Source organism: Streptomyces sp. NBC_00443 (assembly GCF_036014175.1).
Taxonomy (GTDB): domain Bacteria; phylum Actinomycetota; class Actinomycetes; order Streptomycetales; family Streptomycetaceae; genus Streptomyces.
The window spans coordinates 87,872-113,299 of sequence record NZ_CP107917.1 but is presented as its reverse complement, the minus strand read 5'-3'; the positions used below and the strand labels follow the sequence as shown (position 1 = coordinate 113,299).

Genomic DNA, 25,428 nt, shown 5'->3' with positions numbered 1-25,428 from the left:
TCAAAGGTTGAGAACGTCAAACGTTGAGCATCGCCTACACTTGAGGCATGGCCCACACCACCGCTCCGCCCGCCGACGGCTCCGCCGCACAGGACAGCGATCCTGCCCACGACGCGCTCATGGAGCGCCTGGCGCGGGCCGCCGCCGGTTACTACCGGGACCTGACAGCGGCGGCCGCCATGCACGGGCTCACCATGACGCAGGCCAAAATGCTCATCCTGCTTCGGCAGCAACCGCTGCCCATGCGCGCCCTCGCAGGACGGCTCGCCTGCGACGCCTCCAACATCACCGGCCTCGTGGACCGGCTGGAGGCGCGTGGACTGGTCTCCAGACACGCCGACGCGGCCGATCGGCGGATCAAGAACGTGGTCGCCACCGAAGAGGGAAGGGAGGCAGTCCGCCTCATCCGCGCCGACATGCGGGCCACCTCGGCGGCCTTTGCACGTCTGGACGAAGAGGGCCGCCGCAGTCTCTACGAGCTACTGGGGCGCCTGCACCCCGAGGAGACAACCTGATCGCGGGCTGGGTGCCGACCGCTGCATGTCACCTCGAAGGCATGCAGCGGTTCGCCGGTCCACTGCGCAAGTACGCGCTCGACTCCGACCCGGCCAACCAGTTCAATGCCTACGGCTGGGCCGCCGCCTCCAGCCTGGACAACGCCCTGGACGCCAGCAAGTGCCCGACCAGGGACGGGCTGCGGGACGCGGTTGGTAACCTCAAGGACGTCAAGGTGGACATGCTGCTGCCCGGTGTCACTCCCTCCACAGGGCCCGGTGACGCCTTCCCGCTCGAGACGATGCAACGCACGCGATTCAAGGGGCGAGCGGCGGCAGCTGTTCGGTAAGCCGGTGGACACCTGCAAGGAGTTCGGTTCCCCGGAGAACCGAGCCGACGAGGGCGGTCCGAGTCGATGCCCGACAACCTGAGGACCGCACCCGTCATTTCCCCGTACATGCCCCGCGCGCAGGTTCCGTCGGCCTGTGCTTCCTCTAGAGTCGCCCTATGACGGAGGCACCGGCCCAGGCCCGCGGCGCGCGGTCCCGTGACGCGATACTGGACACCGCCGGCGAACTGATGTCCCGCTACGGCTACGCCGCCACCTCCATCTCGATGATCTCCACCGCATGCGGGCTGCCCGTCAGCTCGATCTACTGGCACTTCGCCAGCAAGGACGGGATCTACGTCGCGGTGCTGGAGCGAGCCAGGACCGTGTTGCTGGCGGCCCTGCCCCCGGGCGAGGTGCCGGGCGCCGACGTCGCGCAGCGTCTGGACACCTTTCTCGCGCAGGTCGAGGACGCGTTCCGGCGTCACCCGCACGGTGTGAAGCTGCTGTTGGGGCTGGGCCTGGTGCAGCAGGATGCCAGTGCGGCGGCCGTGGCCGAGGTACGTCACTACCGCGACGCGCTGGTCGTCTGGGCCCGGGATGCGGTCAGCTCCGTCTTTGCCTTGCGGGACCGCCCCAACGTGGCGGACGAGTTGGCGCGCTTCACGCTGAGGATGGCGAGCGGGACCGCCGTGGCCCGGTGGTTCGACCCGGATACCGTCCTGGAGACCGGACCACTGCGCGTGGCGCTGCTGGCGCTGGCGACCCACCACGGCATTCCGTTGCGGGGCGTCCCAGGCGAGGACGCCCCGTCGCGCGGCGTCACGACCAGGGAATGACGACCCGGTACTTGCCGCCCGGAGACTGCTCGGGTGGCTCGTCGGCGCGTTCGACGCTCACCTGGCCCGCCCCGTGGGCGGTGAGCAGGGCGATCATCTCCTTTCGCACCGCCGCCCACAGCCGGTCCCCATCGGCTCCGGCGGCGGAACGGATCCGCACCCGGACACAGCTGGGCGCCGTTTGGACGATCTGGAACAAGTCGATGTCCGGGATGCTCTCCAGGAGGGTCTCGAAGGCCATGGGCACGATACGGACGCTGCCGCCGTCCCGGCGCGGGAAGGACAGCAGGTCGGCCGCGCGGCCGCGGACCTTGATCGCGGGGAGCGGGTCTCCGCACGGACACGCGTCCGGGCGCAGCAGCACACTGTCGCCGAGGTCGTAGCGCAGGATCGGCTGCGCCCATCGGCACAAGCTGGTCAAGAGCACGGTGGAGGACTCCCGGCCCGGCGGGGTGGGGCGGAGGTCCGAGTCGACGGGCTCCAGGATCAGCCAGTCGCTGTGGACGTGGAGCCATCCGAACCCGCAGCCATAGGCCAGGGCGAGGCTCTCGTTGCAGCCGTAGGTGTTGACCAGGCGTGCCCCGAAAGCGGAGCGGATCCTCTCGTGGTCGCGGTCACTGACGCCCTCGGCCAGCAGCGAAACCACGGCCGGGGCGATGCACAGCCGGCCGGCCATCTGCTCGCCGGCGAGCAGCGCGATCACAGTGGCGTAGCCGGCCAGGAACACCGGGCGGTACCGATTGAGCTGGTCCACCAGCTCGGGCAGCGGGCTGTGCGTCGACAGCACCCGGCTGCCCCGGGTGGACAGCCGACCGGCCGCGCGGGAGCGGGCGATGACGGCGTACGCGGCCAGATGTCCGCTGGTGGCCACGATGTGCGCCGACCGTATGCGGCGAGCGAGCAGCCGGGCCGTCACCGAGGGAGTGAGGGACCGCCGGGCGGCCCGCAGCGACAGGGCCCTGACCACCGCCGCCGCGTGGTCGTCGAGCAGGAACAGGCCGCGGTGGCCGGTGGTACCGGACGTGGTGGTGACCAGGTATCTGCCCAGGAAGCGTTCGCCGACCCGTCGGCGATCCGCGACGAAGGCCCGTAACCGGTCGATGGTCACCTCGGGATCCGTGACCCAGTCGTCGAAGCGCGCCATCAGGTCCTGTTTGTGCGTGACCGGCAACAGGGCGGGGTTCTCGACGCGTTCGGGCAGAGTCCGGTACAGCTCGCGGTAGTACGGAGAGTTGGCGCGGGCGAAGTCGACCATCGAGACCAGCCGCTCCCGCTGCCGGTGCGCCAGGGCGTCCGGGCCCTGCCGCAGGGTCCGGCGCCCCTCCCGGACCAGGGCGAAGGCCGATGTCATCGCTCGGCTCCTCGGGGACCGGGGGAGGGCTGCCAGAACGCGCAGTGGTGGTCGGCCGCGAACCTGGTGGTGGGTCCTACCCGGTCCGGCGTCAGCACCTGGATGCGGTCCTCGTCGGCCGTGTAGCGCGGCCAGGGCTCAGTCCTGGGCGAGTTGGGGTCGCCGGTGGCCGCGAAGCGGGCCCAGTAGGCGGTCATCGTGGCAGACAGCCGCCGCTGGGCGGGCGTCAGGGGCGGTACCGCGTCCATGGGGAAGAGATAGGCCAGTTCGGAGGCGTGGAAGGCACCCTGCAGTGTGTGCGGGGCCGGGATGAACGGCGGTGCCTGCGGGTCGTGGAACTCGTAGGAGTAGACGGGCGCCCGGTTGCCGTACAGCCGGCTGTCGGCCCGTGCGGGGCAGGCGAACCGCTGGTCGGTGCCGACGGCGGAGTAGGCCAGGTTGGGGGAGGGATACGCCGAGGCGGGGTAGGTGTCGAGGACCGCGGCAGCACGGTTGCCGTGCTGGAGCTGGATGAGGGCGGCGTACGAGGCGGGGGTCAGCGGGCCGCCGCCGAGCAGATCCACGTACAGAGCGGTGAAGTAGCGGTATTCGTCGTGGGTGCTGCCGCTCAGCGTCGGGACCGCGTTCACTCGTCCCTCGGCCCATGCCTCGTGCGGTGGCCGCGGCAGGACGCGTGGCCCGGTGTTCGGACTCCACAAGGACGAGGCCCCGGTACCGATGGGGCGGATGAGCTCGGTGACGGGCACGGTGCGCAGACAGGCCGTCGCGGTCGTCGGGTCCGTGCAGCCGACCAAGGTCGCGAAGTCGATTCCCTTCCGCTCGGCCGCGTCGAGCGTGAGCGGTGTCAGACCGCCGTCCGCGGCGCAGCTTCCACTTTGCTGGATCGCCCGATGGAACAGGTCTTTCGCGGTCGGCGAGGCGATGTGGAGGCAGGTGTCCGCCGATCCGGCGGCCTGGCCGCCGAGCGGCACCCGGTTCCCGTCGCCGCCGAAGGCACCGATGTTGCGCCGTACCCAGTGCAGGGCGGCCTGCTGGTCCATCAGGCCGTAGTCGCCGGAGGCGTGGTCCGCGCTCTCGGCCGACAGGGCGGGGTGGGCGAGGAACCCCAGTGCTCCAAGGCGATAGTTGACGGTCAACACGACCACGCCCCGTGAGGCAAGCGCGGCGCCGTCGTAGTCGCTGCCGGCGCCGTACGCGTTGGCGCCGCCGTGCAGCCACACCAGCACCGGGAGAGGCCGGCCGCTGGTGCGGGCGGGTGTGTGGACGTTGAGATACAGGCAGTCCTCGACCGTGCTGCCGGTGCGGTTGGACTCGCCGGGCAGGACGGGGCCACCGTCGGGGAGCAGCGTCAGCGGCAACTGGGGGCAAGGGTGGGCCGGTTCGGTGGCGTCCCGTACGGCGGACCACCGTGCGGCGGACCGCGGCGGACGCCAGCGGAGCGCACCGGTCGGTGGGGCGGCGAACGGGATCCCCTGGAAGACCCGCCCGCCGTCGTGGACGGCCGCGCCCCGCACCCAGCCCCGGTCGGTGCGCACGACCAGGGAGTCGGGGCCGGAAGCGGCGCGGGCGGTAGGCGAGGGAACGGTCAATGACAGGAGCAGGGCCGCGGCGGCGGCTGCGGCGCGGGCCAGGGCGTGGCGCAGACTCGGGGCTCTCATCCGTCACTCCAGGTGCCGGTGTGTGTGGGGCGGGGTCATGGCGTGCGCTCGTAGGCGCCGATGTCACAGGCGGCGCCCTGGGGGCGGGCGACGCCTCGTTGATCGGTGGCAGGGCAGCCGTCGGCCGCGTCCAGGGCGACGCTGCCGGGCAGCAGCGCCACGGTGTCCGTAGGGCCGCCGTTGTCCGCCAGCGGTCCGACCAACGGGTCACGGCTCGGCAGATCACCCGCGGCGGTCAGCCGGCAGCTGCCGTCGCCGTCGATGTTGTGACCCAACGACGTGATGGTGGCGAAGGCCTTCTCGCAGTCGTCGGCGGCGCCGTCGACGGTGTTGCCCGCGACGACGGAGTTGCGCAGGGTCATCCGCCCCAGCGGCAGATCGACGATGTCAGGGATGGGCGCGGGCAGGCTGTCCAGATAGGCCGGCGCGATGTTGATTCCGCCCCCGCCGTCGGTCGAACTGTTCCGGACGATGGTCGAGTTGAGGATCCGCACGATTCCCAGGCCGCGGATGTCGATGCCGCCGCCGTAGCCGCCGAGGCTGCCGGGGCGGTCGCCGGGGTCCGTCACCCGGTTGTCGGCGATCGTCGAGTTCGTCATGGTGCCGCTGTCGTCGAATCTGATACCCCGGCCTCTCCCGCGGCGTTCCCGCTGACCGTGCTCTCCATGAGATCCAGGTGGGAGTCCGGGACGTTGAAGATGCCGCCGCCATAGCCGGCGGAGTTCCCGGTCACGGCCACCCGACGCAGCGTCAGGTGCCGTCCGTTGGCGATGCCGCCGCCACCGGTGTCGGTGAAGGGCAGTTCGCGCTGCACGGCCCGTCCCCCGGTGATCTTCACATCGGACATGTGGGTGTCCGCCCGCAGGCGGAAGACCCGGTCCAGGCGGTCCGCGTCGATGACGGTGCTCCGCGCGCCGGTGCCCTGGATCGTGGTGGGGGCGTCGACGTTGAGGTCGCCCGTGGTCGGGTCGGGATGGTCGCCGATGATCAGCCGCGGGTCGGGCGGGATCGTGAGCCGGTAGCGGCCGGGAGGCAGCGTGATCGTACTGCCCGGCCGGGCGTTGGCGGCCATGACGGCGGCGCGCAGGCTGCACGTGCCCGACGCGGTGCGGCACCGGCCGTCCGACGGGTCGGCGTCCACCGCGTCGGAGGTGGTGTCCACGGTGAACTCCGTTGGGCCGGCGGCCCCGGGAGCGACGGCACTGGTGGCGGGATGCGCCGCACTGGCAAGGAGGACGGCGGCGAGCGCCGCCGGAATAGCACTGACCTTCATGGTGAACCCCTCTCGGCGAGGCATGTGGGCGTACCAGGACTCGGCTGCTGCGAGGCTTGCGTGCTGGTGCGCAATGCGCGGCTCGTGCGGAGAACGTGGCGGGGTTGCGCTGGAGCGGCGACGCCGACCGAAGAGCAGAAGGTGAACCGGCGGAGCGGGAGAACGGGTCCGCGTCTGTAGGGAGCGTTCCATTCAGAGACGGCGATGTCTACACGCCCACAGGGAAAAGGCTTAGCGGAACCTGGACTTCAACAAGTACGTCGAGCGCCTCATCGTCGAGGACACCACCGGCGCCCGTGCCGCCGGCATGGCTGCTGCACAGCGTCTCATCGAGGAGCACGGAACGTTCCTCGACGACCTGGAGCAGCAGCTCGACGCCCCGTACGCCCACCCGCAGCCGGGCGCCGCCGCGTGATCCTGCACGTCGACGAATCCTGGATCCTCGAAGCCACCGAGCGGGCAGGCCACCACGATCCGGCCGCCGACGACTACGGCGTTCCCATCGCAGCCGTCGCCCGTCACCGAGGCGAAATGCTCGACACACCGGTCTACGACGGTGTCTACGCCCGCGCCGCCGCCCTCGTGCACACCCTGGGCCGCTGCCGCTGGCTGGAGCGCTCCAACCTCACCGTCGCCTGCGCCGTCGCCGCCATGTATCTCGAGGCCAGCAACATCCCCGTCAGCCCCACCCGCGAGCAGCTCACCGCGCTCGCCCACGAGCTGAACGATCCGCGCTGCACCGCCCCCCCCGGATCGCCACCTTCCTGCGGACCTGGAAGCCCTGATCCTCGCATCGGCCGGAGCCCGTCCACCCCAGGCCACGCTGTCTCCGTAGTCCAGTCGAAGCGCTGGCAACTCGTCCGATGCACGAGGTCGGCATCGACATCCGCGCGGCCGAGCCGAAGGTACTCACCACCGAGGCCGTCCAGGCGTCCGACTACGCCATCACGATGGGCTGCGGCGACGCCTGCCCGATCTTCCCCGGCAAGAAGTACCTGGACTGGGCCCTGGAAGCCGCGACGAGATCCACAAGCGCATCGAGGCCCTGATCGCCGAGATCGACGCCACACAGGAGACGTGAGCCCGGACAGTACTGGTCGGCATGTTCGCCGTCGCCGACGGACTCCACTGCTGCGGCCAGAGCAAGGCGTCAATAACGTGCTTGCCAGCAACAGCTGTCGGCCGTTCGCCGGTGCGCCGCACCTTCCTGGTGTGCCGACTCATCCGGTGGGCCTCCGTTTCCTACGAGGTCAGGCGGGTACCCGGCTGCCTCGGCACACACGCCGAGCCGTTGCGGGTACAGCCGTGCGACGAGGTCCGGGACCGCGGGGAAGGAGCACCGTGTCGGCAGGAAACATCGGCCCAGTCCTGGTGGCCGACGCAGGCTCGTCCAGCCTGAGGCTGACCGTGTTCGGCGACGACGGGCAGGTCCTGGCCGAACACCACAGCGCCTCCGCACCCGGCGAAGACGTGTCCGGCCCTCTGCGGCAACTGCTGGCCCAAACGCCATCGCCCACTGCCGTGGGTCACCGCATCGTCCACGGCGGACCCGGACTGCGCAGCCACGTCCTGGTCGACGACGAGGTCCGGGCCGCCCTCGGGAATGTGGCCGACCTGGCACCGCTGCACGTCCCGCCGGCCCTCACTGTCCTGGAAACCGTCCGGAACTTGCTCCCCGACGTCCCGCACGCAGCCTGCTTCGACACCGTCTTCCACGCCGGCCTGCCCGTTGCCGCCCGCGAGTACGCGGTGCCCGCGAGGAGTACGGGATCCGAGTTGTCGGCCAGCGGGGTCAGGGTGTGGGTGGTGACCAGGGCGGGGGAGAGGCTGTGGGCGAGGCCCGGTGTGGGCGGGTCGACGTCGTACTGGCTGCGCTCGGTGGCCGCCAGGACGATCGGCAGGGAGGACCCCTGCTCGATGTGGTCCAGGCACTCCTGGCGGGTGCCCTGTGTGCCGGTGGCGGTCCAGCCGGCGGGCAGGGCACGGTCGGCGAACCAGACCGAGTACTGCTCCTCGTGGTTCACCACCACGGTGTACCTGTCTCCGGCGTCGGCTGGGCGCGGGGCGGCTGAGTGGCTCATGCGTCAGACCCCCACCCCGGTGAAGAAGTCGCTCTCGTGGTGGCCTCGGCCCGCGGCGACGACCCGGTCGTGCACCCACTTGCCGACGGCGAGGTCGAGTACGTTGAGTCCGAACGGCGAGAAGATCGCCGGCCGTCCGTGGTCCCGGCTCTGCCGCCCTCGGAGCAGGTCGCCGAGGTTGCCGTCGACGAAGTCCCGGTTGCCGGTGCGCTGTTCGGTCAGGTGCAGCGAGGTGCGCTCGCGTACGGCGTGGTCGATGTCGTCGGTGAAGTTCTGGGCGGCGAGGATCATCTCGGGGGCGAGGTCGCGCAGGGACAGGTGCAGGACCAACACCAGGTCGCAGTCGGTGAACGCGTCCTCCACCGTGTCGGCGACCACGAGCTCGGCCTCGGTGTGCTCGGCCATGACGGCGCCGAAGCGGCCCGCCGCCGCCGGGTCGAGGTCGAAGAGCCGGAAGCCGTCGATCTCCCAGTCGAGATCACGCAGGAACCGCCATACATGCTGGGCGATCAGACCCGTGCCCACGATGCCGACTCGGCGGGCACGGCGCGCGCCGAGCAGCACCTGCGCGCCGAGCACCGCGGAGGCCGCGGTCCGCGTCGCCGAGACGATGGAGGACTCCATGCACGCGAACGGGTAGCCGGTGACGCAGTCGTTGAGGATCAGCGTGGCCGAGGCGCGGGGGATTCCGTGCTGCGTGTTGTCCGGAAAGCTGGCGATCCACTTGTTGCCGGCGACCTCGAACTCACCTCCCAGATATGCGGGCAGGGAGATGATGCGCGACCGGTTCTGGTGCGGGAAGCGCAGGAACGAGCTGTGCGGGTTCGAGCTCTGTCCGGCGTCGTGCGCGAGGTAGGCGGCACGGACGACCTCGAGGAGCTCCGGACGGTGGCGGTCCGTCTCGGCGGCGATGTCGCCCGCGCCGATCACGGTCATGGGCGGTGGTGCCAGGGGGACACAGAGTGGTTCTCCTTCAGTTGACGGCCAGGGCTTCGACGCCGACGGGCTGTACCGCTTCCGCGCGCAGCTGCTGGACCCACATGGGGTCGTAGACGGTCTGGGCGTAGGCATGGCCGCGGTCGGCGGCGATGAAGGCGACCCGGGGACGGGTTGCGCCGGGACGGGTTGCGCCGGGACGGTGACGAGCGAAGTAGTCCTGGACAGCGGCGTAGGTGCTGCCCGTCGAACCGCCCGCATACAAGCCGTACTTGGCGACCAGGGTGCCGCAGGCCTCGACGGCGCGCGCCTCGGGGACGATCTCGACGTGGTCGATCTGCGCCTGACCGCACAGCGGCGGCACGATGCTGGAGCCGATGCCGGGGATCCGCCGCTTCTTGGGCGGGCCGCCGAAGATCACCGAGCCCTCGGTGTCGACAGCGACGACCACGCAGCCCGGGTACGTCTCCTTGATCCGGTGGGAGAGCCCGGCGATCGTGCCGCCCGTGCCCACGCCGACGAAGAGGTAGTCGAGCGGGCCGGCCTGCGCGATCAACTCGCCCGCGGTGAAGCGGTAATGCGCTTCGCGGGCATCAGGATTGGCGTACTGGTTGGGCCAGTAGGCGGAGTCGAGGTCGACCAGGAGTTCCTGCACCCGGGACAGTCGAGACTTCAGGTAGCTGTCCGCCGCATCACGGATGGCGACCTTCTCCACTCGTTCGCACAGCAGCCGGAGTTGGGTCTCGGTGGCCTTGTTGCAGTTCGGATCGATGACCGGGACGAACGAGATGCCGAGCATGCGGCAGTAGAAAGCCAGGGCCAGCGCGAAATTGCCGGACGACGACTCCACCACCGTGAGTCCTGCAGCGGATCAAGCGGTGGGGGCTGGTGCTGCGAAGCGCGTTCCTGACCCTGTGGGCCGCGTAGTGGCTGTTGGGCACCATGAGCCGGGGCAGTGTCGACGTGTTCTCAACCGTTCTGTTCTTGTTCGTTGTCCTGATTGTGGGGGCTATCCGTTCTTGTTCGTTGTCCTGATTGTGGGGGGCTATCCGTGGCTGCAGGCCGCCTAGGTGCAGAGGCTCGTCGCATGGCAGGGCGAGTACCGCACCGTGGTATCCCCGGTTGGTATCACCACCAGCAGTGACCACAGCACGCTCATCCAGAAGTGGTCGGTCCTGCAGGGCTACCGGGAGACACGCGGCCACTTCGTCTTGCTCAGTCGGGACCCCAACATCATGTGCCTTGAGGTCCTGCCCAAGCAGGGGCTGAGCACGGCTGACGACGTGGACCGGCTGCGTGCCCTCCTGGACCGGCACTCCAACCGCGTCTGACACCCGGGCCGTCCCGCACCAGTACGACGACGGCCTGCCCGCCGTCAGGTGGTGGCAGCCCGCCTGAGGTCAGGCCGGCCAGCCGTTGCTATCCTCTGCCGACCTGCGGAAACTGCGGCTGGGTGGCTTTTCGGAGGTGTGAGATGGCAAGGCCTGTGGGGCCGCCGGGGTGGTTGGCCCGGGTGCTGTGCGGAACACTGGCGGTGTGGGCGGTAGCCAACGTCTTGGCAGGGCTGGCGGCGTGGAACAGGTATCAGTTGCTGCTGGCACTGCCGTCGGAGCATGTCCCCAGAGGCAGTGAGGCGCTGGTGACGGCGGACATGTGGCTCGGCAACCTCCTGGGATGGCGGGAGGCCGCATTCGTCATATCCATGCTGCTGCTCATCGCGTGGCTGGACGACATGCGCGGTCGCGCGGACGGGGCCTGGCCCCAGGGGCAGCGGCGGAGCCGTGCGTGGTTGATCTTCGCGTGGGTGCTGCCCGTGGGGAATCTGTTCATACCCAAGATGTTCGTCAACGACCTGTGGGCCGCGGGCCAACCGGCGCAGAGGCGCAAGCGCGGCCATCCACTGCTGACGGTTTGGTGGCTCGCTGTCATCGTGGCATTCGGTTGGTCGGGCGCCGCGCTGGGCCGGGTCCGGGAAACTGCGTATGCGGGGCCGGGCGCCGCCGCGATGCGGCAGGTGATGCAAAGCAGCGGCCTCTTCATCGTGGCCGCGGTGCTGACGATTGCAGTTGTCTGGAAGCTCAGCGGCATGCTTGAGCGCACCGTGGCGTCCCGCATTGGGGACCTGCCCGGAGCGCCACCCTCGGCTACCGGCTGAGCGTCTCGGCCCGTGTATCTGTCGAGCCGGCAAGTCACCCACGGTGGGGCCCGGACCTCTCGGCCCGGGCCCCACCGTACGCATGGCCAGGTCCCGACGCGGGGGCGAGCGCAATCGGTGGCGTCCATTCGCATCGCCTGTCGCACGACTGGCGGCTCAGGCGACCACGGCGGTCCCTGTCCGCGCACCCGTGCGCTGAACCGGGGGAGTGCCTTGTTCGCCCCTGCACGTCAGCAAGGGGCCGGCTTCGCGGAGCGGTGGCACTCAGCTCGCGACCAGGGAATCCCACCGATGGCCGGTGTGGCCGGTGTGGCTGACGGGGCCGCCGGCACGGCATGTCACGGCCACGGCCAGGTCACCGGAGTGATGGGATGTCGCGATCCTGAAGGTCGACGGTCTCGCCGCTCACCGTGCAGGAGGTCGTCAGCCCAGGTCAGCCGGTGCCACCGCCCGCCGGATCCGACACCAGCGCCCGAAGCTCGTGTAGTGCGGGGTTCTCCGCGATGGTGGGACGGTTCTCGACCAGCCATGCGACACCGGTGGCGACGAATGCGCGCACTGCCGCGACGTATTCCTCGACCGCGCATTGCGGGGGCTCGGCGGGGGCTCGGTGCGACGAGGTGAACGTCACTTGGTTCCCCGTGAGTTCGAGCTGAATCACGTAGGAGCTCTCGGTGAAATCGATCTCCGCCGAGCCGTTCGCGCGCAGGCTCTGGAGGGTGTGCGCCAAGGTGAACATGATGTCGACCAGTGGCTCCCGTGCCGCGGACAGAAATGCGTGCCCGCCCACCTTGAAGTCGATCCGGTACGCGAACCATCCGTAGCGCAGGTCCGTCGCGCTCAGGGTGGCGAGCCCGATCCGCCCGTCACGCCAGGCGCGCTCGGCCCCCGCGGGGATGTCCATGTCACTGTCAGGTGTGAAGCCGATGTTCAGCAAGTTCTGTCCTGATCGTCGTACTCGACTCGTGCGGGGCCGGACGCTGTGGTGGCAAGCCTCTCCGCGTCCGGCCCCGCATCCTTCTTCGGTCTAGATGGGGTGGGCGGTGCGCAGGGACCCGTCCGGGTTGAGGATGACCTTGATACCCGTCGAGATTCCCCGCCTTCGTTCTTGGAAAGGCGGCCTATTACATTACCGGGGCCGAAGTTGTATTCGTAGACGACTCCGTCACGCCCCTTGCTGTTCGGCATTGCCTTGCCGTTTCCGACGGCCTCCTGGATTCGCTTCTTGAGCTTGTCTCCCTTGACGAACTTACCCTCGAACACTCCCTTTCCGTCGGGATCGCCCGAGTAGCCCTTACCGCTCGTCCGGTGATTGTCCAGAACATGCTGCCACCCGTCGTACTCCGGCGTGGACCACTTCACGATGGGACGGGCCTTCGCGGCCTTCGCGACATCCGCGACCCGCTCGAGGTCCTTCAGCTGCTCCGGCAGCTTGAGGAAGTCGCCGACGATCGGGATGAAACCGGCGATGCCCAGGCCCGCGCCGAGCTTGTCGCCTTCGTCGGCCGAGCGCTTGACGTCGTAGCCGTCGCAGCCGGCTCCGACGACGGGGATCCAGCCGCAGCCGATGAGCAGCAGTTCCTTGACCAGTTCGGGATTGCCCTGGTCACCGATCAGGCCCGGGCAGGCCGGGTAGCCGGAGCCCGTTCCGTTGCAGCTGTTGCCGGTGTTGGTGTTGTTGTCGGTCATGGGCGGTGCGCCACCGGTCGTGGTGCACTGGTTCATGCCCATCGCGTAGTGACAGGTCGTCGTGCCGGTGCTGGCGTAGGTGGCCGTTCCCGTCCCGCCGCCGCCGCCGTTGCCGCCACCGCCGCCGCTGGAGAGCACCGCGCCCACCACGACCAGCACCGCGCCGACCACACCGCCGATCGCGGCACCGATGAGGCCGAGCAGACCGCCGAGGCCCCCGCCGCCCTTCTTCAGTCCCGTCGGGTCGCTGAAGGTGACGGGGCTGTTGTCCGCGTAGGCGTAGCCGTTCAGGGACTGGTGCTGATCCAGGGAGAGCACCGGGTCGACGCTGACGAACTGGCCGATCCCGGGGTCGTACTCACGCGCTCCGACATGGGTGAGACCCGTGGCGGCGTCGGCCGGCTTGCCCAGGAAACCCTTGTCGTCCGGCCATGTGGTCGCCTTCGGACCGCGCGAGGCACCGAACGGCGACGTGTAGCGCTTGACGACGGTGAACGACGTGGCGTCCATGGCGAGCGAGGACGTGCCGTGGTGGTCGGCGGCCAGGAAGCTCAGTCGGCCTCCAGAGGTCCCGCTCACCGCGGTCCGGCATGCGATGTTCTGGCCGTTGGCGGCGTAGTAACGCGTGCCGGACAGGGTCTTGGCCGTCCCCTTGGCCGTCAGGCGGACCTCGGTGGCGCCGAGGTAGAGGACGGTGTCGCCGTCTCCCTTCGCCCGCCGGATGAGGAGCTCACCGTCGGCGTCGTAGAGGTAGGTGGTCTCGGCCGGTCCTTCGGTCGTCCTGGCCAGTTTGCCCTCGGCGTTCCAGTCGAGGGACTGCTGGGCGGCCGGTCCTGGCCGCTTGGTGGTGTTGCCGGTCTTGTCGTACTCGTAGTTCTGAGTGGTGCTCCCGGTCGTCGTCTTGGTGAGGGGGTGCGGCTGGTCGGTGGGCGTGTCGCCGTAGGAGTAGTCGGTCGTGGTGGGGCCCGAGGCCGTGTGCTTGGTCTCGGTCTTGCGCTGCCCAGCCTCGTTGTAGGTGTATGACGTCCAGTAGGGCGCAGCACCGTCGATGTTCGCCTGGGTGCGCCCGGCAGCCGCGCAGTCGGGGGTCTTCGGCGTCCAGGCCTCGGTCAGGCGGCTGTGGCCGTCATAGGCGAAGCACTGGTAGTCGGGCTTGGTGGTGCCGCCCTGTGTGGTGCCGTCGAGAATGGACGTGACGTTGCCCGCGGCGTCCTGCTTGAACTTCAGCTCCTGCGGCATGTAGCCGTGCACGTCGTCGGTGACGTAGGAGCGCACGAGGCGCCGGGTTCCGTCCTCGTAGTCGTAGTTGAGGTACGCCTTCTTCGCTGTGCTCGTGCCGTCCGTGCCGAGAGTGAGCTGGCGCAGATCGCCCTGCGGCGAGAACGCGGCGCCCTGCAGATAGCCGCTCGTGCCCTTGGACGTGAGTTGCTGGCCGGTCGCGTTGTAGGTGTAGGAGACCGTCTCGGCGGGCAGACCGCCGACCGCGGGCTGCGAGGCCTGCGAGACCATGCCGTCAAGGCGGTAGCCGGTGGAGAAGGAAAGCGTCTTCGGGACGCCCGCCTTCACCAGCTCGTCGTCGTCCGGCAGCGACAACTGGCTGCTCTCGACCTGGTACTGGGCCGAGTACTTGGTGACCTTCGCGGTGTACGCCTTGCCGGTGACACCCCCGTCGTAACGGGTCGCCGTGTCCTGCTGCCCCTTGGCCAGGGTGTCGAAGGCCCACGCCGCCAGCTTGTTGGCGTCGGTCTTGCTGGTCTTCCACAGGCCGGTCCTGCGGCCGAGTTCGTCGTACTCGGTGACAAGGCTGCGCCCCTCCGAGTCCGTCGACTTGATCTGCCGGTCCAGCGCGTCGAACTCCGGCTGAGTGGTGCCGGTGTCCGGGTCCGTCGTCTTGCTGAGACGGCCGAACAGGTCGTACTCGTACGACCACGTGGCCTTGTCCGGCCCGGAGAAGGTCTTCTGCCGGCCGCCCGGAGTGTAGGTGTAGTCCGCTGTGGTGTAGGCGCCTTCAGGCTTGGGACTGCCGTACTCGCGACGCTCCGTGATCTGCCCGAGCGCGTTGGTCACCACCGCCGTGGCCTGGCCGCCCGTCGGCGCGGTGCTGGTTACCGTGTCCCCGGTGTAGGTGTTCTCGACCGTCCAACGCGTGACGTTGTGGGTCTTCATCACCTCCTTGACGGCCCGTCCGGCACCGTCGTACGTGGTGTCGGTCTGCTTGGGTGCCTGTCCGCCGTCGATCTGCACCGCCGTGCCGGACGGTGCGGAGGTCTCGTCCCAGATGTCGGACTGCCGGGAAACCGCCAGACCTCGCGAGTCGTACAGCGTCTGGCTGATCAGCCGCCCGCCGACCGGGGTGGGCGACTGGACCTGGCGCGTACGCAGCAGCGAGTCGAAGATCTCGTACGTGGTGTTGTAGCCGGAGCCGTCGCCCTTGAGCGTGCTGGTCGCCACCCACGGCATCGCCGAATTGGTGACCTCGTACTCATAGGTGTGGTTCGGCGTCTTGTTGAGGGCCTTGGAGCGGTTGGGCAGCCAGAGCTTGGTGAGTCGGCCCAGGCTGTCGAACTCGGATTCGGTGATCTTGCCGTTGGGGTCGGTGACCTTCACGGCCGAGCCGGTTCCGATGTCCACCTTGGTGGTGGTCCTGAACCTCTTGGCGTCCTCGGTCGAGGTGGCGGTGAGTGGCCCGCTCCCGGCGGGCGTGTAGGTCGCGCTGGTGGTCGCCAGGTTGTTGGTGTCCTTCACGACCAGGGCTCGGCCGAGCGCGTCGAAAGTCGTGCTGGTGACTTTCTGCCAGGCCGGGGTGGCGCCGGAGTACGACTTCGCGCGACCCGTCCAGGAGGCGTCGCCCCGGACCGGCTTCTGCGAGGCACTCCAGCCGGTCGCGGCTGGGTCGTCGTAGACGATCGCGGTGTCCTCGACGACGTCACCGGGACGGGTGCTGTCCGCGGGCAGGTCGAGCGCCGAGTCCGTCACCGAGCAGAGCTTCGCGACCTTGCGGGTGCGCGAGACGAGGGAGTTGATGCCCTCGTCGGCATTGCGCGCGTACCAGGTGCGGGTGCACGTCTCGTCACCGCTGACCGCGTCGTCGCCCCTGTCCTCGACCGTCTCGGGCATGCCGTGACCGTCGTACGAGGTGACGGTGGTGCGGGCGCGGTCCCTCGCGGTGCCGCCGGACGTCACATGGGTGCGCTCGTGCGTGGCGGCCGTGCGCACGTAGTACGCCTCGGTGTCGGCGTACGACTTGTGCTGCGTCGCGGTGCGCTCGGACCACGGGTCGGCGACCGAGCCGGAGACCTCCGCGGTGCCGTCGTACGTGACGGTCTCGCGTACGAAGCCCGCGTACTGGTCCGAGTCGGTGATCTCGCCGGCCTTGATGCCGGTCACCTTGGCGGTCCTGCGCTTGTCCGGGTCGGGCGTCTTGCCGTCCGGGCCGAGGACACGGTCGCCGTGCATACCGCGCAGGTACACGGTGACCGTCTTGGACCGGGTGCCCTCGCTCGCGCCGGTGAGGTGCGTGACCTTCTCGAAGCCGCGCCACAGGGACCAGGTGCGCTCCTTGGCCGGGGTGAGCGGGTCGTCGTTGTAGTGCCAGGCGCCGCCGCCGGAGTACTGATAGCTGTGCTGCACCGCCTCCGCGCCGCCGAACGGGTCCGTCGTCGAGACCGCGCTGACCGGGTACTTCTGGAACCAGTCGAGGATCGGCTCCTGCTCGCCGTTGGGCGACCAGTACACCGGGTAGCAGCGCCTGGTGTTCTCGTCGACCTTGGGCATGGTCTGGCCGTAGACGCAGTCGGCCTCCATGTAGGACACGATCGTCTGGGCGCCGGCCTCGGAGGTGATGGTCTTCAGACGGGGCTTCTCGAACGAAAGGATGTCGTCGGAGGGGCCGTCGACCCGGTTCGGCTTGAACTCGTGGGTGAACTTCACCGGGTCCATGGCGAGATCGGTGCCTCGCTTGCCGGTGTGCGTGATCGAGTCGAGCCACAGCGACTGGTCGGTGGAGTCACCGGTGTCGCCCGGATCCAGGTACAGCTGCTTGAACGACCAGCCGTCGATCGCCGCGTACGCCGGCGTCGCGGCCGCCGCATCCCACGCGTAGGTGGTGACACCGGTCATCCGCTTGCGGGTGAAGAACGAGGGGCCCACGTTCCCGGTGCACTTGTCGCCCTCCTTGCAGATGGCGTCGTAGGGCACGTCGGGCCAGTTGTCCCGCTTGTCCTCGGTCAGCGCGTCACAGCCGGTGCCGCTCGCGAGGCAGCGCTCCGCGTAGGAGAACACCACCTTGTTCGAGGCGGCGGGGGTGGCGGAGAACAGGGCCCCGGCGCGCTGCCCGTAGCGGATTTCCTTGAGATAGCCGCCGCGGGTGTACGCGGTGCCGGTGTTGTCGTCGCCGAGCTTGTCGTAGTAGTTGGCCTCGTCCTCGTACCAGTACGTGGAGGAGTTGCCGCGGGTGTCCTCGACCAGGTCGAGATTCCAGCGCCAGGCCTGCTTCTTGTCGCGGCCCGAGAAGCTCGAACCGTCGGAGTGACCCGGCTCGCCCTCGTCGTCGCCGAACACCGGCACGGTCCACACCGACTTGGTGCGGTCGTCCGTACCCGCGCCCGGCAGCTTGTTCAGGCCGAAGGTGTAGACGGTGCCCTCACCGGTGGTGACCGTCCAGTACTCGCCGTTGTCGTCACCGTTGTCGGCGCCGGTGCGCCGCTCGACAGTGGAGGCGTCGTCGCTCTTCAGCCGCCACGTGCCGCTGGTGTCGTCCTTGACCAGCTCGGTGGCCTTGCCGTTGAGCACGATCGAGGCGTTCTCGTACTTCCAGCACAGGTCGTACTTGTCGTCCTGGCCGTCCTCGTCGCACGAGCCGTACTGCCGCTCGATGTACGACGAGGTGATGTCGAAGCCCTCACCGAGCGCCGTGCCCTGGTTGTTCGTCGTGGCCGTACGGCCGTCCACGCTGCCCGAGTCGTAGGAGATCTCCAGCTCCGGCTGCGGCCCGGCCGCGGCCGGCGGGGTACGCAGCGGATACGCCCAGGTGAACGTGCCGGACGAACCGCCCGCCTCCCAGGTCGAGGACGCGGCCAGCGGAGTCGCCTTCAGATCACCGGCGCCGGACTGTGATCCGGCCGCGAGCGCGAGGACCATCGTCGAGCCGGTGCTCGCGGAGCGGGCCGCCGGCGCGAAGGCCAGCGGTGCGCTCAGCTCGTCGGCGCCCCGCCTGTTCGTGGTCCCGAGCGGAGCCCGGGTACGGCACTTGGCCTTCGAGGGGTCGCTCAACGCACAGCCGGGCAGCCGCTGCATCTGCAGCCGGCCGGCCCAGTCGGCCCCGTAGGCCGAGGCGAACGCCGAGTAGTCGACGCCGAGTTCGGCCCGTCCGCCGGTCTTCGGGCCGGTGACAGTCAGGACGACGCCCTTGACGCCCAGTGCCCTGGCCGCCTTCTGGTCCAGGACGTTCACCCGGACCGATCCGGCCGCGCGCTTCTTGGCGGAGGCCGGCTCCAGTGTCAGCGGCAGCGAGCCCGGCTTCGCCTTCACCGAGCCCTTGTCCGGCAGGGTCAGCTGTGCCGTGCCCTTGCCGGGCCACGTCACCGACCGGTTCTGGTCGGTCCGGGCACGCCGGGCCGCGGCCGCGTCGGCGGCCTCGCCCTCGGTCACGGTGCGAGCGGCCCTGCGGTTTGCCTTCGCCGTCAGTGGCGACACGTCGGCCGAGCGCGCGTCCTTCAGCGTCGGACGACCCAGTGGATCGTCCCGGTCCGCCGCGAACGCGTTGGGTGACAGTAGGCCGGGCAGCATGGCCAGGCCCATGCCCAGCGCGAGGCCGGGCATCCAGCGGACGGTTCCGGCCGCTGCCGGCCGGCTGCTTCTCGGCAGCCGGTATTTCCCCAGGGGGTTCATGTGGGTGTTCTTTCTGCGCCCTGCCGGAAGCCGGGCGCGCTGCGCCCCGCACGGCGGGGGACGGGGTATGTGAGGGGCGGCTCCACCGGGTCCGGGCAGTACCTCCCGGACCCGGCACGGCCGAAGCGTCAGAGCGTGTTCGTGCCGAGGACCTGTGAGCTGATCTGGTCGGCGCTCATCGCGCCCGTCCAGACGCGCACTTCCTCCAGGGAGCCGGGCAGGTGGTGCCCGGTGCTGCCGTCCTTGCTGCCGCGGCCCGCGGTGATCGCGCCGGCACCCTGCTGCGGTGCGGTGAACCCGGAGTCACCCTCCGTGGGCTGGTCGAACTCGCCCACGTACAGATGGAGGCTGCCGTACTTGGTCTCGGTCCTGGACCCGTCGTTCGGGTCGGTCCACTCCCAGGCCTCCTGAGCGTCGAAGACACCGGTGACCTGCACCCAGGTGTCGACCTCGGCGATGTCGCCCCCGGGCACCTCGGCGCTCTGGGTGACCTTGCCGTCGGCGCCGAGCGCGGTGCGGGTGAACTTCCACTGGTAGACGTCGTCGGCGGGCTTGACGACCCACAGCGCCCACGAGGACTCTCCGCCGCTCGCCTGCTGCCCGGCCACCTGGGCCTGGTAGCCGACGGGCTTGGCCGCGAGCTTCACGGAGTCGAGCCGCACCCGTGCGGTGGCGGTGAAGGAGCCGGACTCGTCGATGACAGGTCCGGTCGCCGAGGCGTAGCCGGCCGTGCCGTCCAGGACCAGGGCGTCGTTCTCCGCGTCGAGGACCGCGCCCGAGGCCGACAGTTTCATCGGACCGGCCGGATACGAGGTCAGCTCCTTGATCTCGGTACCCGTGGAGGCCGCGGCGTCCCAGTGCGCCACCAGCTCGTGCAGGGGGACGCCGTTCTCCGACAGCTGTGCCTGCTCGGTGACTTCGTCCGCGGTCAGAGCCCGCTGCCACACGGACACCTCGTCGAGACGGCCGCGGAAGTTCTCCCCGTAGGTGCCGCCCACCAGCGAGCGGCCGAACTGCATGCCGCCGGAGGACACCCATGGCGTGTACGCGGTCGACAGCGAGGTGAGCACGACCGGCTTGCCCTGCGGCCGGCCGTTGACGAACAGCTGGATGGTGTCGTTGGTCTTGTCCGTGTCGCCCTGGGTGTCGAAGACACCGGCCAGGTGCGTCCACACCTTCACCGGCGGCTCACCGGTGTCGGAGAGCGACCGTAGATAGGTCTGGCCGTCCTTTACGTCGGCGGCGGTCCGGTTGAACACCCACTTCTTGTATGACGCCGAGTAGTACAGGGTGAACGCCGAGGCGTTGGTCCCCGGGGCCGCGAGCACCACACGGTTCTGCGAGGTGTCCGTCAGATAGGCCCACGCCGACAGGGTGAAGGAGTCCTTGGTGTTCACGGCCGGGGTGGCCGTGGCCGCGTACGCCTTCTGGTTCTCGGGGACCGTGCTGTCCATCCACAGCGAGTAGTCCGTGTCACCGCGCCGGGCCAGCGTCGACCAGCTCGCACCGGCGGTGTGGAGCGTGGCGTCGTGCCGTGTGCCCTCGGTCGCGGTGTCCTTGGCGACCGTCACTCCCGAGTCCGGGGCGCCGTCGTCGAAGTGCCAGGTGCCGGAGGGGCCGGAGGCGGGGGCGACCTTGAAAGTGAACTCGGCGGGGGCGCCCCACCGGCTGCGTACGTCCTTGGCCTCCACCGACAGCACCTGGGTGCCGGACAGCGACGGCGTCACGTTCGGCACGGTGACCGTGGAGCCGGTGACCGTCCTGGTCTCCTTGGCGGAGGTGGTCAGCAGCCGCCAGCGGTAGCCGGCGATGTCCATGTCGGCCGCGTTGGGCTTGAAGGTGAAGCTGCCGGGGACGCCCGGACCGCCCTTGCCCTCGCACAGGTTCGTGGTGCACGAGGTGTACGGGCTGCCCGTGGTGATCACCGGGGCCTTGGGCGCCGTCGAGTCGATCTTGAAGTAGCACCACTTGGAGTACGACGAGAACAGGTCACCCGACTTGCCGCCGTACGACCAGTGCGACTGCGTGCGCGCCTTGAGCCGGTACAGGCCGCCGTCCGCACGGTTGGTCGTGCGCATCTTCTCCAGGGTGCCGTCCGGGTCCCAGCCGGAGTCCGGCCGGTAGTCCGACCACACTTGGTGCCAGGCGGCGTCGTCACCGCGCTCGACGATGTACTCGGCCTGCAGCGAGCCCTCTTCGTCACCCGCGTTGTGCTCGACCTGGGTCTGCACCCGGGCCTGCACCATCGGGTCGATCCGGGTGACGATCAGCGGATCGGAGGAGGACGTCCTGCAGTAGGCGGTGGCGCCGTCGCCCGGGATGACGCCGACGTCGGTGGGCACGCCCGGCTTGTAGGCGTAGTTGACCTTGAGCTCGGCGTTGTCGTCGAACCGCTTCCACGCCGAGGGGTCGCCCTCGTCCTTGGCCCGCAGCATGAAGGTGAGCCGGTGGATCTTGCCGTCGGCGAACTTGCGCACGGTCGACGCCAGGTTCTCGTCCGACTCCTCCGGGTTGTCGTTGAACTCGACCCAGGCATCGGGCTGGTCGGGGCTGCAGTTGGTGCCGCGCCCGGCCGACACGTGCCGGTCGCCCATCTGGTCGAGCTGGGCCGGCCCCGGCCAGCGGGTGCCCTCGGAGATGTTGTCGGTGCGCTCCAGGTCCACCCACTTGGGGTCACAGGAGAACGACCAGGTCTCGTACGCGCGGAACGTGGCGTCGAGGACGTACTTGCCCGCCAGCTTCGACGGCGAGAACTCGAAGTACATGCGGTTCGTGTAGTTGTTGCCGCAGTAGTACGGCCCGGAGACGCTGCACCGGCCGACGCCGTAGTCGCCGTTGAACTGCCAGAACTTGTCGCCGTCGGAGGAAAGCACGGTCCGCTCCGACCGCCCGAGACCGACCGAGGGGTCGATGTAGACGGGGTAAACCGTTTCCTCGCCGCGCAGCAGGCCGAGGTCCGGCTTGACGGACACCGTGCGGTCGTCGACGTGCACCGGCATCACGGCGCTGGTGTCGCCGGCGCCGGGCTGGGTGCCCTCCTCGACCGGGGCGTCAGGGGCCGGTTCCGTCGCGGCGGCGGACAGCAACTGCGTGCTCGGGCCCACGTCCTGGCCGGCGGAGTCCCACATCTGGCCGGCGGGCCCACGGAAGACGGCGTTGCCGTCGTGGTCCAGGGCACGCAGGCCGCCGCCCGCACCCGCCACGAGGTCCAGATCGGCAGCCGTGGCGGTCAGCCGGATGTGTTCGAGCGCCGGATTGGCCGCGGCCTTCGCGGACTTGACCACGAGTACCTCGCGGTAGCCCTCGGCGGTGGCGGTCAGTTCCAGGTCCACACCGTCGAAGACCTCGGGGTAGACGGCCTTCGCGCCGTCGAGCCTCGGCTCCGGCAACTCGCCCGACCAGCCGAGGCGTATGCTGCCCTGCTCGTTGCCGAGCTTGATCAGGTCCGCGCCGTCGCCGCCGCCGGAGAAGGACAGGTCCACCACGGCGGACCTGGGGCCGACGGTTCCGTCCGCACGCTTCTCCAGCGTGGCGTCGACCGCCTGCCACTGGCCGTCGTCGGCCTTGGCGCGCTGCGGCACCGCGGACTGGGTGAGCGTGTACGTCCCGTCCGGGTTGGCCAGGGTGGTCGAGTACTCGGTCCGCTCGCCGGTGACCTCGACCTGCTCGCCCGTCTCGACGGCCCTGGCGCTCGCGCTCGCGTGCGTGCTCATGCCGCTCTCGGCGGACTGCGCGGCTGACTGAGCCGTGGACGCGGCGGCCGTCAGCGTCGGCAGGGATACCAGCAGGGCCAGGGCCGTGAGTTCGGCTGTGACAGCGGTGATCCCCCCGGATCTCCGTCTTCTCCGGCCTATGGACGCATTGTGCCTACGTATGCGCACTTCCCCCACCCAACTTCACGCGATCTTGAAATGTGCGAGCAAGTAAATAGGGGGCATCCAAGCAGGTCAAGTCCACCAAGGGAGAAGTAAGCGGCCCCGAAAGGGTCGAGGTTCGCCTGCCGCGCCTGCCATCCGCCACGCACAGCGGCAAGGCGGTCCGCCACTCGCCGGAGCCGTAGGTGGCGTCGAACCCCGGACAGTTGGCCCCTGCGCGAAACGGCCACGACTGGGACAGGTTCGTCGGTGAGGGACGCCCGGTGCCGATGAAGAGCGGTCCAGCCGTGCCGGTCGAAGGGGCTGTTTCAGCCACGTGATGGAGCCGACGAAGAGCAGCTCTCTGCCGCCCGGTACTGGCGCAGCCCAAGGGCACGGTGAGGCCCCTGGCGGCACCCCGCCGGGGTAGGGGCCGACGTCCGCGTTCACCGCGACGCCGGGGTCCTTGCTTCAGGTGGCCCGGAGAAGCCGGCGGCGTGCCCGCATGCGCGTCCCACGCTTTGCGGCTCATGTGCTGGGCTGTTCCTGGGGCCGTGGCTGGGTTCGGGGTTTCGGCAGCGCGGATTGTCGGACTTGGGGTGATGGCGTCCCGGCACTGGTGGTGGCTGCGGGTTTTGACTTGTCGTCGGCTGCCTGGGGTGTCGTGGTCCTGCTCGCTGGCAGTTCCCCTTGCCGTGGCTGCGGCGACTGTGACTGGAGCGCGCGCGATCCGACCTTCGTGCGGTGGTGTCGGCAAGTCTGTCGGTGGTGGCTGTGTGTGCCCGTTACAGTTCCTGCTGTGAGGCGCTGATCAGGGCGGAATCCCGACGCCCGAAGGTGGCCTCCTAGTCGTCGTGCGGTGCGTTGTCAATACCCGACACGCGCGCAGAAGTGTGACGGGGTGTCAGTCACGTCACCCGTGTGGCCCCATGATGTTGGCCAAGTCGCTTCTGCTGTCACTTTTTGATGATCCGTCACATGTGCTGTTCCGGGTTCGTAAACCCCCGATCGGCCCCTTTCTGGTGTCTCTCGCAGATTTCTGAAGTGGCGACAGTTTTCGGCGTGAGTAGGTTCTTTTGTAGGCCGCCGGGTCGGCTGGCATCCCATGAGAGATGGAGAAAGCAATATGCCTGCGAGAGGGAGAACCGGAATGCGTACGCGTACCGTGGTCGGGATCGCATTGTCGGTGGGCATCACTGTCGTCGCTGCGACCACCGTGAATTATGCGTCGGCTTCGAATTCTGTACCGGAGTCCGCCGCGTCGGTGCAGGAGGCCGCTGCCTCCTTGCCTCAGGGAGGGGACGTGGGCGGGGACGGCCAGACGGGAGGGAATGGGCAGACGGGCGGGAACCGGCAGTCGAAGTACGGCGACTGGAGGGACGATGACGATCGCGAACGGGTCTATGTCAACGAGCGGACGTATTCGGTAGAGGGGGTGAGTGCATCGCTGTAATCAGTAGTCCGGCGACCAGTTTCAACGTCCGGAACGAAACTGACAAGAGGATCGAATTCTTCACCGGAATTACGTGCGACAACGGCGCTGCAATTGCGACTATCGGGCGCGGAGACTCCAGCAGCGCAATCCCCGGAACGGTGGTTTTCGACGGCAGCGTGGTGCCGTTCGCGCTCGTCGGTAGCTTCCGGGCGGTCGACAGGAAGCACCACTGACCCCCACGCCGGCCCAGGGGCAGCGGCAACCCGGCTCGCCTGGCAGGCGGGCCGGGTTGCCGCTTTAAGGCTGGGTCCTGACTTTCGAGCCGTGGGACGGCGCTAGAGCGCGGCCGAGGGCGATTTTGCCGTGGACGTTTCCGGGGTCGCGGGCGTGACCTGCCGGAACGTTACGGACCGTGGAAGACCGTCTATACCCGATTCCGCCGCTACGCCCTCGACGGCATCTTCACCCGGAGCCAGTCGATGTCTCCGGCCGCATCAACCCGGGCCTGCATCTGCTGCAGGGCCGGTGGCCCGATGCCCGGCCCGGGTGTCTGCCGACCGCTGTGCCGCAGGAAGGCGGCACGGCCGGCACGCCGCCTCCGGACTCACCCGTGCCGACATCGCCGCACGCATCGTCGCCGCGCACCTCGAAGCGACCCGCGTCGGCGGAAATTACGAACACACCGTCTACCCGGAAACCGGAATGATCACCCGCGCCGTCGACGAAGCCCTCCACGACCACGATCGACGGGGGATTTGATTCCGCCGTCGATGATCATGCGTTCCCCCCCCGGCACTCTCGTGGCCGCTATGCCCGCCGCCGCACCGGACCCGCTGTACGAGCGGAGAACTGGTACCAGGCCTTTCCTCTCACGACAAGTCCCCTAAGAGGTACGGGACTCGAACAACGAAGGTGAACACAGACATGGACATGAAACTCGAACTCTTCGTCCTGCCCGTCTCGGACCTCAACCGTGCCAGGGCCTTCTACGAGCGGGCGGGATTCCGGCTCGACCTCGCCAAGGATGTCACCGACGACTTCAAGGTCGTCCACCTCACGCCGCCCGGTTCCGAGGCCTCGATCATCTTCGGCGAGGGCCTGACCACGGCCCCGCCCGGATCGGCCCAGGGGCTGTACCTCATCGTCACCGACATCGAGCAGGCCCGTGCGCAACTCGTCGACCGCGGTGTCGAGGTGAGCGAGGTCTTCCACGACGGCAAGGGCATCTTCTTCCACGGACACGACGCCGGAGAGGTCGTCCACAAGGGTCAGGGGCAGGAGCGGCTCGCCGGGCCGCACCCCGAGCGCGCCAGCTACGGCTCCTACGCCACCTTCAGCGACCCGGACGGCAACGGCTGGGTGCTCCAGGAGATCACGCAGCGAGCCCCCGGCCGCTGACCTCTGCTCTCACCACCGACGCCACAGGGTGCCGTCCGGGCTCCTCT

General features: G+C 69.3%; 16 protein-coding genes and 6 pseudogenes. 11 read left to right on the top strand and 11 right to left on the bottom strand.

The genetic code is table 11. The annotated features are described in order from the left end of the window. The first annotated feature begins 47 nt into the window (after positions 1 to 47). The 3 genes from OHO27_RS00530 to OHO27_RS00520 all read left to right on the top strand — a co-directional run bounded on the left by OHO27_RS00530 (position 48) and on the right by OHO27_RS00520 (position 1,662). Complete coding sequence (locus OHO27_RS00530; RefSeq protein WP_328419232.1) at positions 48 to 515, top strand: MarR family winged helix-turn-helix transcriptional regulator; 468 nt, start codon at positions 48 to 50, stop codon at positions 513 to 515. 41 nt (positions 516 to 556) lie between these two features. Continuing rightward, the gene (locus OHO27_RS00525; RefSeq protein ID WP_328419230.1) at positions 557 to 844 is read left to right on the top strand and encodes a hypothetical protein; all 288 of its coding nucleotides are present in this window, start codon (positions 557 to 559) and stop codon (positions 842 to 844) included. A gap of 158 nt (positions 845 to 1,002) precedes the next feature. Then, positions 1,003 to 1,662 carry a TetR/AcrR family transcriptional regulator gene (locus OHO27_RS00520; RefSeq protein ID WP_328419227.1) on the top strand — a complete coding sequence of 220 codons (660 nt, stop codon included), beginning with the start codon at positions 1,003 to 1,005 and terminating at the stop codon, positions 1,660 to 1,662. On the opposite strand, the gene OHO27_RS00515 is transcribed toward OHO27_RS00520, so the two are convergent. Genes OHO27_RS00515 through OHO27_RS00500 form a run of 4 tightly spaced genes read right to left on the bottom strand, consistent with a single transcriptional unit; the run spans position 1,646 to position 5,944 of the window. Beyond that, complete coding sequence (locus OHO27_RS00515) at positions 1,646 to 3,013, bottom strand: phenylacetate--CoA ligase family protein (RefSeq protein ID WP_328419225.1); 1,368 nt, start codon at positions 3,011 to 3,013, stop codon at positions 1,646 to 1,648. The genes OHO27_RS00520 and OHO27_RS00515 overlap by 17 nt on opposite strands. After that, positions 3,010 to 4,671, bottom strand: a complete 1,662-nt coding sequence (locus tag OHO27_RS00510) for a carboxylesterase/lipase family protein (protein ID WP_328419223.1) — start codon at positions 4,669 to 4,671, stop codon at positions 3,010 to 3,012. Before OHO27_RS00510 ends, OHO27_RS00515 begins: the two co-directional genes overlap by 4 nt. A gap of 35 nt (positions 4,672 to 4,706) precedes the next feature. Then, a complete protein-coding gene (locus tag OHO27_RS00505) occupies positions 4,707 to 5,270 on the bottom strand; it encodes a choice-of-anchor Q domain-containing protein (protein WP_328419221.1) in 564 nt (187 codons plus the stop codon). Next, positions 5,267 to 5,944, bottom strand: coding sequence for a CSLREA domain-containing protein (locus OHO27_RS00500; protein ID WP_328419219.1), 678 nt, complete (start codon positions 5,942 to 5,944; stop codon positions 5,267 to 5,269). The genes OHO27_RS00505 and OHO27_RS00500 overlap by 4 nt, the downstream gene beginning before the upstream one ends. A gap of 411 nt (positions 5,945 to 6,355) precedes the next feature. Here OHO27_RS00500 and OHO27_RS00495 point away from each other — a divergent pair. The 3 pseudogenes from OHO27_RS00495 to OHO27_RS00485 all read left to right on the top strand — a co-directional run. Next, positions 6,356 to 6,729, top strand: a pseudogene (locus tag OHO27_RS00495) (fic family toxin-antitoxin system, toxin component). Positions 6,730 to 6,783: 54 nt separating this feature from the next. Continuing rightward, positions 6,784 to 7,025 (top strand): annotated as a pseudogene (locus tag OHO27_RS00490) (phosphotyrosine protein phosphatase); the annotation flags it as partial. Continuing rightward, positions 7,022 to 7,645, top strand: a pseudogene (locus OHO27_RS00485) (hypothetical protein); the annotation flags it as partial. The pseudogenes OHO27_RS00490 and OHO27_RS00485, both read left to right, overlap by 4 nt. A gap of 221 nt (positions 7,646 to 7,866) precedes the next feature. On the opposite strand, the pseudogene OHO27_RS00480 reads toward OHO27_RS00485, so the two are convergent. The 3 genes and pseudogenes from OHO27_RS00480 to OHO27_RS00470 all read right to left on the bottom strand — a co-directional run. Beyond that, positions 7,867 to 8,025 (bottom strand): annotated as a pseudogene (locus tag OHO27_RS00480) (MbtH family NRPS accessory protein); the annotation flags it as partial. A gap of 3 nt (positions 8,026 to 8,028) precedes the next feature. Then, entirely contained in the window at positions 8,029 to 8,961 is a 933-nt protein-coding gene (locus OHO27_RS00475) for a 2,3-diaminopropionate biosynthesis protein SbnB (RefSeq protein ID WP_328419217.1), read from the bottom strand. A 37-nt stretch (positions 8,962 to 8,998) separates the two neighbouring features. After that, positions 8,999 to 9,814 carry a pyridoxal-phosphate dependent enzyme gene (locus OHO27_RS00470; RefSeq protein WP_328419215.1) on the bottom strand — a complete coding sequence of 272 codons (816 nt, stop codon included), beginning with the start codon at positions 9,812 to 9,814 and terminating at the stop codon, positions 8,999 to 9,001. Positions 9,815 to 10,031: 217 nt separating this feature from the next. On the opposite strand from OHO27_RS00470, the gene OHO27_RS00465 reads away from it, so the two are divergent. Together OHO27_RS00465 and OHO27_RS00460 are read left to right on the top strand one after the other, a co-directional pair. Continuing rightward, on the top strand, positions 10,032 to 10,292 hold the full coding sequence (locus OHO27_RS00465; protein WP_328419213.1) for a YcxB family protein: 261 nt from the start codon (positions 10,032 to 10,034) through the stop codon (positions 10,290 to 10,292). Between the two features lie 182 nt (positions 10,293 to 10,474). Further along, positions 10,475 to 11,116, top strand: a complete 642-nt coding sequence (locus OHO27_RS00460; RefSeq protein ID WP_328430302.1) for a DUF4328 domain-containing protein — start codon at positions 10,475 to 10,477, stop codon at positions 11,114 to 11,116. Positions 11,117 to 11,549: 433 nt separating this feature from the next. Here the strand turns inward: OHO27_RS00460 and OHO27_RS00455 are convergent, their stop codons facing one another. The 4 genes and pseudogenes from OHO27_RS00455 to OHO27_RS00440 form a co-directional block, all read right to left on the bottom strand. Next, the gene (locus tag OHO27_RS00455; RefSeq protein WP_328419211.1) at positions 11,550 to 12,020 is read right to left on the bottom strand and encodes a hypothetical protein; all 471 of its coding nucleotides are present in this window, start codon (positions 12,018 to 12,020) and stop codon (positions 11,550 to 11,552) included. 26 nt (positions 12,021 to 12,046) lie between these two features. Continuing rightward, on the bottom strand, positions 12,047 to 18,694 hold the full coding sequence (locus OHO27_RS00450; RefSeq protein WP_328419209.1) for an RHS repeat-associated core domain-containing protein: 6,648 nt from the start codon (positions 18,692 to 18,694) through the stop codon (positions 12,047 to 12,049). A 128-nt stretch (positions 18,695 to 18,822) separates the two neighbouring features. After that, positions 18,823 to 22,407: a LamG domain-containing protein gene (locus OHO27_RS00445; protein ID WP_328419207.1), complete on the bottom strand. Its 3,585-nt coding sequence runs from the start codon at positions 22,405 to 22,407 to the stop codon at positions 18,823 to 18,825. Positions 22,408 to 22,717: 310 nt separating this feature from the next. Next, positions 22,718 to 22,923 (bottom strand): annotated as a pseudogene (locus OHO27_RS00440) (ATP-binding protein); the annotation flags it as partial. A 1,446-nt stretch (positions 22,924 to 24,369) separates the two neighbouring features. On the opposite strand from OHO27_RS00440, the pseudogene OHO27_RS00435 reads away from it, so the two are divergent. From OHO27_RS00435 to OHO27_RS00425, 3 genes and pseudogenes are all read left to right on the top strand, one after another. Beyond that, positions 24,370 to 24,453, top strand: a pseudogene (locus OHO27_RS00435) (transposase); the annotation flags it as partial. 76 nt (positions 24,454 to 24,529) lie between these two features. Beyond that, positions 24,530 to 24,742: a hypothetical protein gene (locus OHO27_RS00430; protein WP_328430731.1), complete on the top strand. Its 213-nt coding sequence runs from the start codon at positions 24,530 to 24,532 to the stop codon at positions 24,740 to 24,742. Between the two features lie 165 nt (positions 24,743 to 24,907). Beyond that, positions 24,908 to 25,381 (top strand): VOC family protein, encoded by a 474-nt coding sequence (locus tag OHO27_RS00425; protein WP_328419205.1) that lies wholly within the window; start codon positions 24,908 to 24,910, stop codon positions 25,379 to 25,381. The last annotated feature ends 47 nt before the right edge of the window (positions 25,382 to 25,428 follow it).